Origin of the sequence: Cohnella mopanensis (genome assembly GCF_022352055.1) — a bacterium.
In the GTDB taxonomy this organism is placed as follows: Bacteria; Bacillota; Bacilli; order Paenibacillales; family Paenibacillaceae; genus Cohnella; species Cohnella mopanensis.
The window spans coordinates 89,500-105,047 of the sequence record NZ_JAKRWM010000014.1; the positions used below are offsets into that span (position 1 = coordinate 89,500).

A 15,548-nucleotide genomic window follows, 5' to 3' on the forward strand; every position below is an offset into this window, starting at 1 on the left:
TCGTTAAAATTCGAGGACTTTCTTGTTGGCGAACGACGGCTGATGGGAAGCTTCGGTAGCCGATGCCGTAGATTTCATCCGCAAGTCTATAGACCGGATCACCGGAATGCTGTCGCGTTTAACGCGCGAATAACCTTCCGGTCGGAAGCGCGGCGGCAGTGCCGAATCCGGGTTATCTGCTTGTCCGAGCCCTCTCTTATCCAGTAACCCTAGCAGTTGGCTAACGAATATTTCTAGGGAATACTGAAGGTTTCGATTATCCAACGTGAATCGGAGGATAGGTCCATTCGATAACCCAACCGATAGGATCAGTCCTAGTCCTTGCTTGCCGTGAGTTAGAATTCCTAGACGGTCGATATCTCCCAGAAGGATTTCGATTCGTTCGCCTTCATTCGGATTTAGCATGCGCACGACGATCAAACGGTCGGACATCAAAAGAAGAACTTTGTCCCCATCGTTCACGGCTGCCCAACTCGAAAATCCTTTGTATGCGTACACTACCGCGTCGGTTGAACGAATAATTCCAAGATCCTCTAATTCGAATAAGAATATATTGTCCACGGGAACTTGAGATTGTTGCCCACGCGGTTTAACGAACAATTGAATTACAACGATCAGGAATAGGAGAGTGACGAGCGGACTGTTCCTTTTACTCCCGTGATTATCAGGAGGCCATATTAAAACCCAGACAAAAGTAAGAAAGAGAATGATTTGTATGACGGTTAAGGCGTTGATTTTCTTAAGGTAGGCGGATCGATAGTACCAGAAGCCTTTACCGGGACGGAAGGGCCGCAAGGCAATGAATTGGAGTCGCATGACGATGAGCGCGGCAATACAATAAGCCATCGAGAAACTCAACAAAACAATCATTTGCCAGTTGCTATTACCTATGGCTACAAACATTGCGAATCCGCAAATGAGTATGCCAACCCAGATAATCAATATTTTATGCCAATGCTTCAATGTAATCGGGTCTGGCATCATAGACGCTCCTTCAGTGGACAACATTATATTAAGTAATATTTACCATATTAAGGTTTGCATGTTGAAAGTATAACAAAACTTAATAGTCGCGGAATACACTTTTTTGGCCTTCGCATGCCATGTGCGAATAGAATCGTGCGATCAAGGCACTAAAAGTGCCTTGACCGAGCCACGACCGCCGCGAATGGAGCACGGAGGCCAAAAAAGTGCCTTGGCCGAGCCATGACCGCCGCGAATGGAGCACGAAGGCCAAAAAAGTGCCTTGACCGAGCCACGACCGCCGCGAATGGAGCAAGAAGGCCAAAAAAGTGCCTTGACCGAGCCGCTACCGCCGCGAATGGAACACGAAGGCCAAAACAGTGCCTTGGCCGAGCCACGACCGCCGCGAATGGAGCACGGAGGCCAAAAAAGTGCCTTGGCCGAGCCACGACCGCCGCGAATGGAGCAAGAAGGCCAAAAAAGTGCCTTGACCGAGCCGCAACCGCCGCGAATGGAACACGAAGGCCAAAAAAGTGCCTTGGCCGAGCCACAACCTCCGCGCATGGAGCAAGAAGGCCAAAAAAGTGCCTTGGCCGAGCCACAACCGCCGCGAATGGAGCATGAAGGCCAAAAAAGTGCCTTGGCCGAGCCACGACCGCCGCGAATGGAGCAAGAAGGCCAAAAAAGTGCCTTGATTGAGCCACGACCGCAGCGAATGGAGCACGAAGGCCAAAAAAGTGCCTTGGCCGAGCCACACGACCGCCGCGAATGGAGCAAGAAGGCCAAAAAAGTGCCTTGGCCGAGCCACGACCGCCGCGAATGGAGCACGGAGGCCAAAAAAGTGCCATGATTGAGCCACGACCGCAGCGAATGGAGCACGAAGGCCAAAAAAGTGCCATGATTGAGCCACGACCGCAGCGAATGGAGCACGAAGGCCAAAAAAGTGCCTTGGCCGAGCCACGACCGCCGCGAATGGAGCACGAAGGCCAAAAAAGTGCCCTCGTTCCCCCTTCAAGAGCTGGAAAGAGAAAACGGTGCAAGGTGTGAACCTCTACTGTACCGGATGAAAAGAACTCCTTGGCAGCCGTGACGTTGAACCCTGGACATCGCGCTCCTTAGGGAGGGTTTGGAAAGAGAACATAATCATGAAAGCTACAAAGTCCCCGCCTTGTAATCAAGGACGGGGACTTTAAGGTTAGCCCATATGAAGACCTTCGAGCGCTTGATCCGTTGCTGGAGCTTGCGCGCCTTGATCGGCCGATGGTTTCTTCCCTCGCCGCAGCAACACTCCCAGCAGGATGCCGCACAAGGCGACGATCAACATGACCCGGAACGTATAATCGAAAGCTTTCGGCGCGAGTGCGATCATCGCTTGCACGTTGTCGGGGGCGACGCCTTCGGCGGTGGTAATGGTTTTCAGGCGGGAGGTCAGAATGGTTACGACCCCGGCGACCGACAGCGAGCTGATGACTTGCTGCATGGCATTGGTCAGGGAGGTGACCCGGCTGACCAACTCGCGCGGTGCTTTGTTGATCAGATGCGAGTTCAAAGGCATCATCATGAGTCCCATCCCGCCGCCGGCCATAATAAGCGGAAGCAGCAGATCCGAGCGCGTCGTCGCCATGTCCATCTGGGCGTATTGGTAGATTGCCCCGGATACGAGTCCAAGTCCGATTACGACCAGCCAGCGCACCCCGATCCGGTCGAACAGGTAACCCCCGATCGGCATCATGAATGCCGACGCCAGCGCCTGCGGGAATAGCGTAAGACCGGTGTCGAAAGCCCCGAAGCCTCTGGCCTGCTGCAGGAATTGAGGCAAGAGGAAAATCGCGCCGAACAGGGAGAACTGAACGACCCATTGTGCCACGATGGCTAACGAGAAGTCTCTCGAACGGAAAACGCGGAGCTCTAGAAGCGGAATCTTCGCGCGTAGTTCGATGACAATGAACGCGATCAGGGCGATTATGCCGATAGTAAGGCCCGATATCGTTTGAACGGAAGTCCAATCGTGAGCCCCGGAACTTACGCCGTACGACAGCGAGGCGAACGCGATCGGTCCCGTAATCATCCCCGGCAAGTCGAAGCCGGCCACCTTCTGCCGGCCGATCTTCGGCAATTTCCAGAGGCCGAACAGAACGCTGAGAATGCCGACGGGTATGTTGATCAGGAAAATCCACCGCCAGGAGTGATATTCTACGAGCCATCCGGATACGAGCGATCCGACCGAGGGAGCGAGCAAAATCGGGATGCCGAGCATTCCCATGACGATGCCAATCTTATTCGGAGGGGTAAGCCTATATACGTAAGCCATCGATACCGGCATGACGAATCCGCCGCCAAGCCCTTGGATAATCCGAAATACGATCAGCCATTCCGCGCTGTTCGGGGTAGCGCACAGCAGCGAGCCGAGCGTGAACAAGACGACGGAGGTGATGAATACGTTTTTCGCGCCGAACCGATCCGACAACCAACCGGCCAGCGGAATTACGGCGGCGGTCGCCAGCATGTATCCGGTGACGACCCATTCCAAGGTAGGGAGATTAGTATGGAATTCCCCCACCAACTTGGACAAGGCGACATTCATGGCGGTCGTATCGAGAATGACCATGAAACAGCCCAGAATTAGGGCAAACAAAGGGATGAGGATACTGATCATCCGAAATTCCGACGGGGAACCGCCGGTTGTACTGACTTGCTCCATCTCTTCCACTCCTTCCACGTCGACTCCCGAATGCGCAGCCATCTTTGTTTATTTTCTTCCAGGAAGGGACGCATCGACGATCGATTGTGTGTTATATTTAGGGTGCGGACAATTGTCCGCCACTAAAATATAACGGACAATTGTCCGCGCAGTCAACAAAAAATGGAATTTTTTCCGCGAAAGGAGACTTGACGTGGAATTTACAGATAAAACCGATAGAAAAACGAACTCCGGCACGGAGTATCACCGCCGCATTCTCGAGGCGGCCGCTAGATTGCTGGAACGGAACGGCATCGATTCGGTCAACATGTATCAAATCGCGCAAGAAGCCGGGATCGGGCAAGGGACGCTATATAGGCGATACGAGCATCCGGGGGAGATCTATTCCGACCTTCTCAGGACAAGCTTGGAGCAATTCATAGATAAGCTGGAGGCGCAGCGCGGTTTGGAAAACTCGTCCGTCTCTGCCCTCGATCATCTTCGCGACGCGGTTGCCCAAATGGTCGATTACATTGACGATCATGTCGATCTGCTGGCCTCCATCAACTGTATGTATGCGGGGAAGAAGAACTTCATGCCCTATAAACGCCCAGTCATGGGCAGGCTGCGCGACCTGGTCGCCGCTTATCTGAATCTCGCCGCGGATCAAGGGGAAACCCGGATGATCGACGTCACGCTGACGACCAGCTTTTTATTGTCCGCGCTCGCTCCCGAACAATATATGTACCATCGCGACACGCTTGGCTATACCAAGGAGCAATATTTGGCCGAGTTTATTCGTTTGTTCATAGACGGTACGCGCAAATAGCAGGAACGGCAGGCCGGGCTCGGTCACGGTTAGCGCATCAACTGCTCCAGCTTCGATCTCGTAGACGTACCCGGGGCGGGCGTGTAGATGCTACATCTTAAATCCGCATCTCCATGAACTTGCAACGACGTGAGCTGAAATAGCATCTTTCTTGCTTTGGCATGCCGGAATTCAGGCAGCACCTCGGGCGCAGAGCTCACCTTGCTCTGCTCCCATAACCGATTGAAATCAGGGTGGGTTGCTTTCATTTCCTCTACGAACTCCTCGTACCATTCGTCCTCGACATATTGCCCGTAATACGCCCGGAAGATAGCCAGAAATCCGCTAGCGAATTGCTCCCAATTCACGGCTAGTCGTTGCAATTCTTTTCTCGTAAATAACAGACGTATCATGTTTCGCTCCTCCGGAGGAATAAGCTCGAAGTCCAGGAACACATGGGCAGCCGCTTCGTTCCAGCCGACGATATGGCATTTGCGATCGGAAATAATCGTAGGGCAGTATGTTAATTCTTGAAGAATGATTCTTAGAGACGGGTTAATTTGAGGAAGCTCTTCCCGATGGATGCCTGCGCCTGAGGTGGTCTCCAAGGCTAGGGAAAACAAGTATTTACGCTCATCTACGGTCAGTTGCAGCGCCTTGGCCACGTTATCCAAGACGGAGGACGATGCCTTGATATCCCTGCCTTGCTCCAACCAGGTGTACCAGGTATGGCTAACACCGGCTAGCTGCGCGACTTCCTCTCTTCTCAGCCCGGGCGTCCTTCTTCGGCTACCTTCCGGGAGACCGACCGACTGGGGGGTGAGCTTGGCCCGCTGAGCTTTTAAGAATTGGGACAATGCTTGAAGCCTTGTTTGTGAATTCATAGTTAACCGTCCCTTTCAAGGGAATATCGTATTACTATTTATAATAGGATAATCCACAACTTGTAATAGGATAATTGGCGTGACATGATGATTATAGGGTTTTATTCAAGCACGTTCAAGGAGGCACTAGCTATGGAAAGAGAAAGAGTCGTCATTACGGGTATGGGCGCGATAACGCCGCTTGGAAACAATGTGGATACCTTCTGGACTCGGCTGATGCGCGGGGACTCAGGGGTATCCGCCATAGATGCTTTCGACACGGATCGTTTCAAGGTGAAAATAGCGGGAGTCGTGCGGGACTTTGATGCCAAAGAGCTGTTAGGGCCCAAAGAGGCACGCCGCATGGACCGGTTCAGCCAGTTTGCCATAGCAGCTACGGACCAAGCGGTGCTCGACTCGGGGATCGATCTTGAGCAAATAAACAAAGAACGAATGGGCGTCTACGTTGGCTCTGGAATCGGCGGCATTCAGACTTTAATGGATCAGTATAACGTGTTAGACCGACGGGGACCGGAGAGGGTAAGCCCAACCCTTGTTCCGATGATGATATCCAATATGGCGGCGGCGTCGATTAGCATTAGATTGGGTACACTAGGCTCCACGCTATCCCCGGTAACGGCATGTTCGATCGGCAATACAGCGATAGGAGAAGCATTCTATCACATTCAATCCGGAAGGGCAGATATCGTGATCGCGGGAGGAACGGATGCGGCGGTTTCCGAAATCTCGCTGGCCAGCTTCTCGAACGCAACGGCTTTGTCGATGAGGAACGATGAGCCAGCGCGGGCTAGTCGGCCGTTCGATGCCGGCAGAGACGGCTTCGTCATCGCGGAAGGAGCGGGAATCCTCGTTATGGAATCGTTGTCTCATGCATTGAGACGTAAGGCTAGAATACATGCGGAGGTTATTGGCTACGGAGCTAGTTCCGATGCGTATCATATGGTGGCTACTCATCCCGAAGGCGATGGGGCATACCGCGCAATGAGATTGGCGCTTCAAGACGCTCGAATCCTCCCGAGCGAAGTGGACGTCATCAGCGCGCACGCCACGAGCACCGAGCTTGGAGACAAGTCGGAAACGGCAGCGATCAAGAAAATGTTCGGAGAAGAGGCCTATCGCATTCCTGTTACGGCCAATAAGTCCATGACAGGGCATATGTTCGGAGCTGCGGGTGGTGTTGAAGCGATTGCTTTGGTGAAAAGTTTGCAGAGCGGTACCATCCCTCCGACCATTAATCAAGAGGAGCGCGGGGAAGGCTGCGATCTGGATTATGTTCCGAATGTAGCCCGCGCGGCCGATCTCAAGATCGGGATGTCCAACTCTTTCGGATTTGGTGGTCATAACGCGGTTATCGTACTTAAGAAATATAACCAATAACAGCCCTGCAACTATTGGGAGAAGGGGAACAACATCGCTTAAGCCAGTGTCTATTGCGAAAGACCGGGAACCGCCTCTCTGGAGGTTCCCGGTCTTTTGTTTTATAAATATTCAGCTTTTGGTTGTTGCAATATACAGTTCAACTGTATATAGTATAACTATACAGTTACGCGATATAAAGTCGAGCTGAACAAAGAGGGGGGACGGCATGAGCAGAGATAAGAACCTGCCGCTCACGGAGACGGTTTACTATATTCTTCTGGCTTTAGTGGAACCGGCACACGGATATTTGATTATGCAGAAGGTGGAGGAGTTGAGCGGGGGCCAAGTTCGCATGGCAGCAGGAACGCTGTATGGGGCGATTGAAAACTTGCTGAAACAGAACCTTCTGCAGCCAGTCAGAAGCGAGGATAGCCGACGCAAGGTTTATGTCATAACGGACAAGGGCAAAGAAATTTTGCGGCTCGACTATGAAAGAATGAAGCACATGATTGCAGCTACACAAGCAAACTTTGAATAAGAAATGGGGGAACGGGATGAGGAAGTGGAAATGGTTTCATAACTTCGACAAGGAAGAAAAGTGGTTGAATGAACTGGCAAGCCAAGGGTACATGCTTGTCAGAAAGTCAATCGGATACGAATTCCAACGCGTCAAACCGGAAAAGGCGATTATCCGAATCGATTATCGCACCTTCAAGAATCGGGAGGACTTCGAGGACTATCGCGCTTTGTTCGAAGATAGCGGCTGGCAACACATTGCAGGAACCAGAAGCTCGGGACATCAGTATTTTAAGAAAAGAGAGGAATCCGGCAACGAGGATATTTTTTCGGATGTGGATTCCAAAGCCGCCCGATACAAAAGGATGGCCCAAATGTGGTTATCCCTTGCCTCCATCTTCCTCCCTTTATTTGCAGTACTCGTTTCAACAGGCGCTATTGACGCGGAAGTTTTTTTGAATCCGAAAGCCTTGTATTATACGCCGGGTTTATGGGAAAAAGCCGGAACGGATTTCTGGGGTGCCTTTCTTTTTGAAACGCCGTTTGCTTTATTAAGAGGGTTCTTGTGGATTCTTCTCCCTCTTACCCTTGTTTTATATGTTGTTTTTGCGTTCAAAGCGAATAGGCGTTATCGGAATGACACGGACCAATGACTCGGACGGGAAAGCGAGGGCGGCAACTCGGTATGGGCATCGCCCTTGGCCGAATTGAGCTGGGCTTGCGTGAGAAAGATGCTATCGGTCAGATCGGCTCCGCTGAGATCCGCGTCCCGGAAGTCCGCCCCGATGAGGTCTGCCGCTCTCATGTTGGCGCCCCTAAGGTCGGCGGCAATGAGATAGGCGCCTCTTAAGTTGGCGTAACGAAGGTCTGCGCCTTTGAGGTTGGCGCCGATGAGATCGGCTCCGCGGCCAATCTTCTTCGGTTGCTTCAGAGGGCCCTTGTGCCGGCGGCGGGCCTCATTCCTTACGAGTTCGCTAGTCTGCAAGAGCAGAACGTTGACATCCGCCCGGTGCGCTGCTACGTCCAGTTTCAATAGAGCATCTGGGTTGAGTTGCGTAAGCCGTTTCGTCTCGGCGTATGCCGAACCGAGCGCATCGTGGATCGTGCGGGCGGCAGGCAAAGTTTGCGCATCGGTTAAGTACCAGAGCAACTCTTGGAGCTGTCGCATGATCGGCAACGCTTCGAACATCGCTTTAGCCGTTTCGGGGGCTTGCCGCCAGTCGCGTCCGCCGAACGTATATTGGGAAAGCAGTTGCCCTGCGCCGAAGCAATCATAGACGGTGCAACCGCGAAAGCCCTGTTCCCTTAGGGTAGTATGAATTCCGCAACGGAAATCCGTTTGCAGATTGTGGCATGCCTGTCCGCCGTTTTTATCCATGGCAAAGTCTACCGAAGCGGCGAAAGGCAACGCCACGCAGCATAGTCCGAAGCAGTTATCGCAGTCGGCTTGCAAGCTAAGACGGATGCTGTCGTGCGCAGCTCCTGAATGATACTCGGTCATCGTGACGTAATCTCCTTCTACTTCCTCGATCTCCTAATTTTTTATAGTTTAACATAACAAGAGCTCTTATCCCACGCCTTCTGGCGAGGATAAGAGCTCTTTATTCAGAGTACCTGTTCCAGGAATCGCGCGGCGCGTTCGCTCTGCGGCTGGTTGAAGAACAGTTCGGGAGTCGCCCGTTCGACGAGTTTCCCGTCATCGAGGAAATAGATCGTGTCTGCGGCTTCCCGCGCGAATTTCATCTCATGGGTAACGATAAGCATCGTCATTCCGCTATCGGCGAGCCCGCGAATGACGTTCAGAACCTCTTTAACCATCTCGGGGTCTAGCGCCGAAGTCGGCTCGTCGAAGAGCAGAATATCTGGCTCCATCGCCAAGCTGCGCGCAATGGCGACGCGCTGTTTCTGACCGCCCGAGAGCCGGGACGGATAGCTGTCTGCTTTGTCGGATAGGCCGACCCGGGCGAGCAGCTCATGCGCTTTCGCCCGCGCGGCTTCCACGGTCATACCTTTAACCTCGATAGGCGCGAACGTAATATTGTCGAGCACGGTCATGTGGGGAAACAGATGAAAGTGCTGGAACACCATACCGATCCGCTGACGAATACGTGCTACGTCGCTCTTTGGATTCGTCAATTCCATTCCGTCGATGGTGATCGTACCCGAGGTTGGAGTTTCGAGTAGGTTGAGGCAACGCAGAAAGGTGGACTTGCCCGAACCGGATGGTCCGATCAAGGCGACGACCTCTCCTTTATCGACTTGAGTTGAGATGCCCTTAAGCACCTGATTTTTGCCAAAGGCTTTCGTTAGGTTCGTTACGTTAATCACTTCGACGCAACCTCCTTTCCAGCATGCGAGCAAGAGATGTAAGGATGAGCACTAGCACGTAATAGATAGCCGCGACTAGCAGCAATGCCTCGAAGGAGCGGAACGTGCTGGCTCTGACGAAATCGGCACGGCGCATTAATTCGGTGACTCCGATGACGGAGACGAGCGAAGATTCCTTAAGCAAGGCGACGAACTCATTCACCAGCGCGGGCAAAATATGACGGAGTGCCTGGGGGAAGATAATGCGCACCATCATTTTCCGATAAGGAACCCCGAGGGCGATTGCAGCTTCCCGTTGCCCTTTGTCGACCGCCATAATCCCGCCGCGAATCGTCTCGGACAAGTAGGCGGCGGAATTCAGCCCGAACGCAAGACCCGCCGCGAGCAACGCAGGGATATCGAAGTCGAATAGCTGCGGAGTCGCATAGTAGATAAGCGTAAGCTGTACGAGCAATGGAGTTCCGCGGAATATCGAGGTATAGGCGGTGGCGAACCATTGCAACGGCCGAATGCCCGAGATCTTGAAGAGAGAGAGGATCGTTCCCCAGATTAACCCGAGCAAGGCCGAGACGAGAGTGAACAGCAACGTGACGTAGATCCCCTTCAGAATATAAGGCACGTATCCGTCCAACACTCGAAAATCAATGTTCAGAAATGCGGAGCGTTCGTTCTCGCCCGCATCCTTCTCTTCGAACCACTTGTCGATGATGTTCTGCAGCTCGCCGTTTTCCTTCATCTGATTCAGCGCGCGATTGAAGTCGTCGACTAGCTTGGTCTGTTTAGGAAAGGCAATGGCATAACCGTTGTCTTCTTCCGTAGCCGGCACGAAGCTCATCGTGAGATCCGGGTTTGCCCGGATCATTTCAACCGCGACGGCATCTTCGACGATGGCGGCATCGATTCGTCCGGAATTCAATTCTTGAATGAGGTCGGCGATTTTATTGAGCTTCTTAAGCTTAGCGCCTTCGATAGTTGCCGCGTACTGATCTTGAATAGATCCAAGTTGTGTCCCGACGAGCTTGCCCGCAAGCTGCTCTACGGTATCGTAAGCCTTTTTCTTCTGCGAGATGATCGTATTACGCGCCGTGTAATAGCTATCGGAGAATGTGACGCTCTTCTTGCGCTCTTCGGTTACCGACATCCCGGACATGACAAAATCGACGCGATTCGTCTGAAGGGCCGCGATCAAGCCATTAAAGTCCATGCCGGAGATTTCCAACTGATAGCCGAGTTCGCTTGCGATGGCTTTGGCAATGTCGACATCCATTCCGACAATGTCGCCGTTGCTTTTCGCATCTACGCTTTCGTAAGGGGGATAATCGGGAGAAGTCCCCATGACGAGTTTCTTAACGGTTGGTTCGCTTGCTGCATAAGCCATATTGGCAGGCGTCCCAGGGGTTGCCGAACCGAGAGATAGCAGCAGGAACGCGAAGATGATGAGCGAAACATGTACGATTCGTATCCTATTTCTTTTCATAAGTCCCTCTTTCTTGTGCAGATGTATCATTGATTAGCCTAAAGTAGTATAAGCCGTTCGCTAGGGGATGGAAAGAAACGAAGTTAAGTTTATTATTGCCAATTGTTACCTCGCGTATTTAAATCCAACCAATCGTGATACGATAGGAGTCTATCGCTAAGTCATGTAGCCAAAGTTTATCCTCATTTTCCATGGGCCATAATGGGGAATGGAACGACCAAGCGACAAAAAACCACCTGCGGCGAAGAGCTTAGGGGTGTATGCAGAGGAATGAACGAATTGAAAATTCCAGACAACGAGATCGTACAAAATATTCTTACGAACGTAGTATCGATGGAGCTGAGAGTGAAGAAGTCGGAGGTCAAAGAGACGATTGAATTAATGGAAGGATTCGGGCTGAAGTATAAAAATTCGTGGACTTCAATGGAATTAGCCGATCATACGGTGATCGATTTCTGGAGGAAAGACCTCATTAAGACCTCGATTTCCAAAGAATAAAGAAAAAAATATAGTGGATGATTGGAATAACCCCCGTATCTATGGAGGGGTTATTTTCGTTATAAAACAAAGTAGATGTAAGACAAAAAAAGGATGTTATCGCGAATTCGATTCGTGATTGCATCCTTTTTGCCTTGCCGATCTGATTCCCAACCTTCAGAGTTCGGCTGGCGAGCTTGCGTTCAGTCGGTATTCGGACGGGGTGAGTCCGGTTTTTTTGCGGAAGATTTGGGAAAAGTGACGTACGTCCGGATAGCCGACGCGCTCCGAGATATCGGTTATTTTTAATTCGGAGGCCTTCAGCAACTCCATCGACCGGTCCAGCCGCAGCTGAGTGACGTAATCCTTGAAGCCTGTGCCGGTCTTCTGCTTGAAGAGCTGGCTGAAGTAAACCGGGTTGAGATAGACGATGGACGCTACCTTCTCCAAGCTCAATTCTTCGTGAAAACGGGTTTTGATATACTGGATAGCGACCGCGATCGACTGATCGCCGCTACTTGCATAATGATCGTACATTTGGGTGGCGGCAGCGTTACGCATGCTTTGTACCTTGGAAGGCACTACGGCAAAGTCCGCGATCCGATCCGTATGTAGAACCTGAAACGGAACTTTGACATACCTTTTCAAGTGGCTGCGCAATTGTTCCACTAGACCGTTTAATTTGCTCTCGTCGTTCAAAGTGACCAACCCGATTAAGCTTCGGGCATCAATGCTTGCGACGAAACCTTTCCCCCAAGATTCGATCAACTCGGACAGAACGTTCTCCACGATAAAATGCTCGAGATTCACGTCGCGATCGCTTTCCATTCGAACCATGACGAGATGGAAGTGCGGGTGGTTTTCCGTGAAAGGCTGGAGATCGATGCCCCGCAGGTCTAACCCGGCCGCCCAACGGGAGAACACGGCTTCCCTCAGGAACCGCAGATTGGCCTTCAAGAGATGGGCATCCTTGGACCACTCGTGCTCCTTAGCGATTTCTCCTCCCAATTTACCAATCATGTCTATGAGAATATCTTTGCCGATCGGTTTGAGCAAATAATCTTTCGCCCCCAAGCGAACGGCCTCTTGGGCATACTTAAATTCGGAATAAGCAGAGATCACGACCCATTTGACGTGGGCATGTTTCTTGCGGGAAACTTCCATGAGCTCAAGTCCTGTCATCCCGGGCATGAGCACGTCGGTAAGCACGACGTTGATCGGCTTATTGCGGAGCAAATGGACGGCCTCTTGCGGATTGGCGGCCAGATAGACCCGGTGTTCCGGGAAGCTTCTGCTGATCGTCCGTTCGATTCCGCTGCGAATGATTTCTTCGTCGTCGACGACGAGAATGTTCACGTTAATGTCTCCTCTCGGGGGGGATAGGAATCGTCAGGATGACAGTCGTTCCGAGATTGAGCTCACTTTCTATACGAATGCCGTAGCCTTCGCCGAACATCAAGCGAATGCGACGGTGGACGTTCTCTAGACCGATCCCGCCTCTGCCGGAAGCAATTTCGGCTAAGGCATCCCGGCCATGATCGGAAGCGGCCGAATCGTTTAGCGTTTGGGTTAGTGAGAGTAGCGTGTCCGCATCGATTCCGACTCCGTTATCTTGCACGCTAATCGATAAACTTCCATTATTTTCTTCCGAACGAATGCGCAGCATGCCGGACTGATTCAAGGGCTCTAATCCGTATTTCACTGCGTTCTCAATAATGGGTTGCAAGATCATCTTAGGAACCTCGATGTCTAGCCAGCGCTCGTCCACTTCAATAACCGTCTGCACGCGGCCTCCTAGCCGGACCTCGATAATCGACAAATAGTGGCGCAATTGATCGAGTTCCCGGCGAAGCGGCACGCTGGAGGCTTCTTTCCAATCGCTGCTATAGCGGAAGAGTTGGGACAAGGAGAGAATCACCTTGCCTAGCCGATCGTTCTCCCGTTCGTCCAGCATCCAGTAAATCATGTCCAACGTATTGAACAGGAAATGAGGATTAACCTGGGATTGCAGCGCTTGAAGCTGGGCGTGCTTCTCGCTTAGCGAGGCTAACTTGATGCGTTCGATGAGATCATCCATCTGATGAACCATTCGGTTAAAGGATCCAACTAGAACGTTAAGTTCTTGGTAGGATTGCACGTGAACTTGGCCCTTGAAGTTACCGAGCTCGACCTGCTTCATCTGCTGGATAAGCCTTTTGAATGGTGAAGAGAAGGAGCGCGCGATGAATGTCGCAAGCGCGATAGCCGCTACCACGAGAATGATGATGACGCTCAGCAGAAAACGTTGCGTTTCTTTAAGCTCGAGCTTTAGATCTTCTTTAGGCGTAATGCCGATGACCGTCCAGTCCGCCGTGCGGATCCGGGCTGCGGTAATCAAGGCATCCTCTCGCTCGCTAAGGATGACTTGATCATCCTTTAATGGGCCGGGCCATCCGGGAGGGACCGTATCCATGACATCCTGGGTCGGATTCGTCCGGATAATATCGTCCCCATCCTGCCCCCGGATGATAACACTACTCCCCGGCCCTAAGCTTGCGTTGGAAAGCGCGGATACGATCGAATCCGCATCCGTCTCGATCAAGACGATGCCAATACGCTTCAATGCGGTAAACTCGAACAACTGACGTCCGAATGCGAATACGGGACGGTTAATATTGCCGCTCATGAGAGAATCGGGGTACACGCCAAGCCATTTCATTTCCCCCGTAGACTGCTTCAGCTCAGTGAACCATTCTTCTTGCGGGTACTCGCGAACGGCGGCTCCTACCGAGCGGTCGAAGCTAAATACTTTGCCTCGATAGGTCACGATATGGATGCCGACGATATCGTTCCGGGAATAGAAGATCGCTCCTAAGATGTCCGTAATTCGCCGTTCGAGATTGACGCCTTCGACCGTACGGTCGGAAGACGGGTTCTGCAGCAGCTTCATCAGCTCGCCGTTGCTGTTCAGGGATTTCGTTACGGAATCGTACCCTTTAAGCATAAGTTCGAACAAACCGACAGTTTGAGAAATATTTTTCTCCGCGATGACTCCGACTTTATCCCGGATCTGATCGGTCGCCCGCTGGTAATAAACCAAGCTGACGATAAGAAGCAAGCCCAGCATGCAGAATAGGAAGATCAGGAAGATACGGCTGCGGATCGTTCGAAAGTGCATCATGTCGATGTTAAATTATCCTTTCACGGCGCCGGCTACCATTCCTTTCGTTATTTTCTCGCTTAGCAAGAAATAAATCAGGATGACCGGCAGAGCTCCGAGCACGAGGAAGGCCCCGATCGCTCCGTAGTTGACCGAATATTGGCTGACAAAACTGTTGACCCCGAATGGAAGCGTCTTGAGCTTCTCGGATGAAATGAAAGTAGCCGCAAGGATATACTCGTTCCAGATATTAATAAATGCCAGAATACATACGGTCACGATCGGGGGAACCGTGATCGGAAGAACGATGGAAGTGAATATCCGGTAAACGCTTGCACCATCCATAATACCCGATTCTTCGATCTCTTGGGGGATCGTTTTCATAAAACCGCTAAGAATGAAGACGGCAATTGGCGTTTGGAAGGCGATATAAGGCAATATCAGCGACAAGCGCGTGTTCAGAATGTCCAAATTTTTGAAAATGAGCATAAGAGGAAGCAAAGTTGCTTGCAACGGAACCATCATCCCGAGCAAGAAGGCGAGAAGCACGAGTTGGCCGTATTTCCAACGGAATCGGGAGATCGCGTAGGCTGCCAACGATGCCAGAAGAATGACGCTAATCATTGTGACGGAAGTCACGAGAACGCTGTTGGACAGATACCGCCAGTAATTGCCGCTTTCGATGGCGGACGTGTAGTTGCTCCATTGCCATACGGCAGGAAGAGAGAAGAAACTGCCGGACAGGATTTCTTCATTCGTCTTGAACGAATAGATGAGTAGCCACAAGAGAGGATAGAGCTGCGTGACGAGCAGAATGCCGAATATAACGAATACGATGGTCTTAGTGATGGAAAAGCCTCTACGCCGGGCATGGGCCGCAGGCTTGATGACCTTCGCGGTTGTGGATGGGCTCATAA

The 15,548-nt window shown here is 51.8% G+C and carries 15 protein-coding genes; 6 read left to right on the forward strand and 9 right to left on the reverse strand.

The genetic code is table 11. The annotated features are described in order from the left end of the window. Positions 1-3: 3 nt before the first annotated feature. Positions 4-981, reverse strand: a complete 978-nt coding sequence (locus L3D05_RS19750; protein WP_239618047.1) for a hypothetical protein — start codon at positions 979-981, stop codon at positions 4-6. Between the two features lie 265 nt (positions 982-1,246). Between L3D05_RS19750 and L3D05_RS19755 the strand changes: the two genes are divergently transcribed. Then, positions 1,247-1,813 (forward strand): hypothetical protein, encoded by a 567-nt coding sequence (locus L3D05_RS19755; RefSeq protein WP_239618048.1) that lies wholly within the window; start codon positions 1,247-1,249, stop codon positions 1,811-1,813. A 345-nt stretch (positions 1,814-2,158) separates the two neighbouring features. Here the strand turns inward: L3D05_RS19755 and L3D05_RS19760 are convergent, their stop codons facing one another. Beyond that, the gene (locus L3D05_RS19760) at positions 2,159-3,706 is read right to left on the reverse strand and encodes an MDR family MFS transporter (protein WP_239618049.1); all 1,548 of its coding nucleotides are present in this window, start codon (positions 3,704-3,706) and stop codon (positions 2,159-2,161) included. Positions 3,707-3,857: 151 nt separating this feature from the next. On the opposite strand from L3D05_RS19760, the gene L3D05_RS19765 reads away from it, so the two are divergent. Further along, a complete protein-coding gene (locus L3D05_RS19765) occupies positions 3,858-4,472 on the forward strand; it encodes a TetR/AcrR family transcriptional regulator (protein WP_239618050.1) in 615 nt (204 codons plus the stop codon). Positions 4,473-4,501: 29 nt separating this feature from the next. Here L3D05_RS19765 and L3D05_RS19770 read toward each other — a convergent pair whose 3' ends face one another. After that, positions 4,502-5,335 carry a helix-turn-helix transcriptional regulator gene (locus L3D05_RS19770; RefSeq protein WP_239618051.1) on the reverse strand — a complete coding sequence of 278 codons (834 nt, stop codon included), beginning with the start codon at positions 5,333-5,335 and terminating at the stop codon, positions 4,502-4,504. Between the two features lie 132 nt (positions 5,336-5,467). Between L3D05_RS19770 and fabF the strand changes: the two genes are divergently transcribed. The 3 genes from fabF (at position 5,468) to L3D05_RS19785 (ending at position 7,863) form a co-directional block, all read left to right on the forward strand. After that, on the forward strand, positions 5,468-6,712 hold the full coding sequence (gene fabF / locus L3D05_RS19775) for a beta-ketoacyl-ACP synthase II (protein WP_239618052.1): 1,245 nt from the start codon (positions 5,468-5,470) through the stop codon (positions 6,710-6,712). Positions 6,713-6,920: 208 nt separating this feature from the next. Continuing rightward, the gene (locus L3D05_RS19780) at positions 6,921-7,232 is read left to right on the forward strand and encodes a PadR family transcriptional regulator (protein WP_239618053.1); all 312 of its coding nucleotides are present in this window, start codon (positions 6,921-6,923) and stop codon (positions 7,230-7,232) included. A gap of 16 nt (positions 7,233-7,248) precedes the next feature. Next, complete coding sequence (locus L3D05_RS19785; RefSeq protein ID WP_239618054.1) at positions 7,249-7,863, forward strand: DUF2812 domain-containing protein; 615 nt, start codon at positions 7,249-7,251, stop codon at positions 7,861-7,863. On the opposite strand, the gene L3D05_RS19790 is transcribed toward L3D05_RS19785, so the two are convergent. From L3D05_RS19790 to L3D05_RS19800, 3 genes are all read right to left on the reverse strand, one after another. Continuing rightward, positions 7,839-8,711 (reverse strand): pentapeptide repeat-containing protein, encoded by an 873-nt coding sequence (locus L3D05_RS19790; RefSeq protein WP_239618055.1) that lies wholly within the window; start codon positions 8,709-8,711, stop codon positions 7,839-7,841. The genes L3D05_RS19785 and L3D05_RS19790 overlap by 25 nt on opposite strands. A 104-nt stretch (positions 8,712-8,815) precedes the next feature. Then, positions 8,816-9,538 carry an amino acid ABC transporter ATP-binding protein gene (locus L3D05_RS19795; RefSeq protein ID WP_239618056.1) on the reverse strand — a complete coding sequence of 241 codons (723 nt, stop codon included), beginning with the start codon at positions 9,536-9,538 and terminating at the stop codon, positions 8,816-8,818. Further along, entirely contained in the window at positions 9,531-11,015 is a 1,485-nt protein-coding gene (locus L3D05_RS19800; protein WP_239618057.1) for an ABC transporter permease subunit, read from the reverse strand. The genes L3D05_RS19795 and L3D05_RS19800 overlap by 8 nt, the downstream gene beginning before the upstream one ends. 270 nt (positions 11,016-11,285) lie before the next feature. Here L3D05_RS19800 and L3D05_RS19805 point away from each other — a divergent pair, with 270 nt between their 5' ends. Next, positions 11,286-11,513: a hypothetical protein gene (locus L3D05_RS19805; protein WP_239618058.1), complete on the forward strand. Its 228-nt coding sequence runs from the start codon at positions 11,286-11,288 to the stop codon at positions 11,511-11,513. A gap of 156 nt (positions 11,514-11,669) precedes the next feature. Here L3D05_RS19805 and L3D05_RS19810 read toward each other — a convergent pair whose 3' ends face one another. From L3D05_RS19810 to L3D05_RS19820, 3 genes are read right to left on the reverse strand one after another with little or no spacing between them, the layout of a single operon-like run. Further along, positions 11,670-12,848: a response regulator gene (locus tag L3D05_RS19810; RefSeq protein WP_239618059.1), complete on the reverse strand. Its 1,179-nt coding sequence runs from the start codon at positions 12,846-12,848 to the stop codon at positions 11,670-11,672. 1 nt (position 12,849) lies between these two features. Beyond that, the gene (locus tag L3D05_RS19815; RefSeq protein WP_239618060.1) at positions 12,850-14,652 is read right to left on the reverse strand and encodes a sensor histidine kinase; all 1,803 of its coding nucleotides are present in this window, start codon (positions 14,650-14,652) and stop codon (positions 12,850-12,852) included. Between the two features lie 12 nt (positions 14,653-14,664). After that, positions 14,665-15,546, reverse strand: coding sequence for a carbohydrate ABC transporter permease (locus L3D05_RS19820; protein WP_239618061.1), 882 nt, complete (start codon positions 15,544-15,546; stop codon positions 14,665-14,667). Between the last annotated feature and the right edge of the window lie 2 nt (positions 15,547-15,548).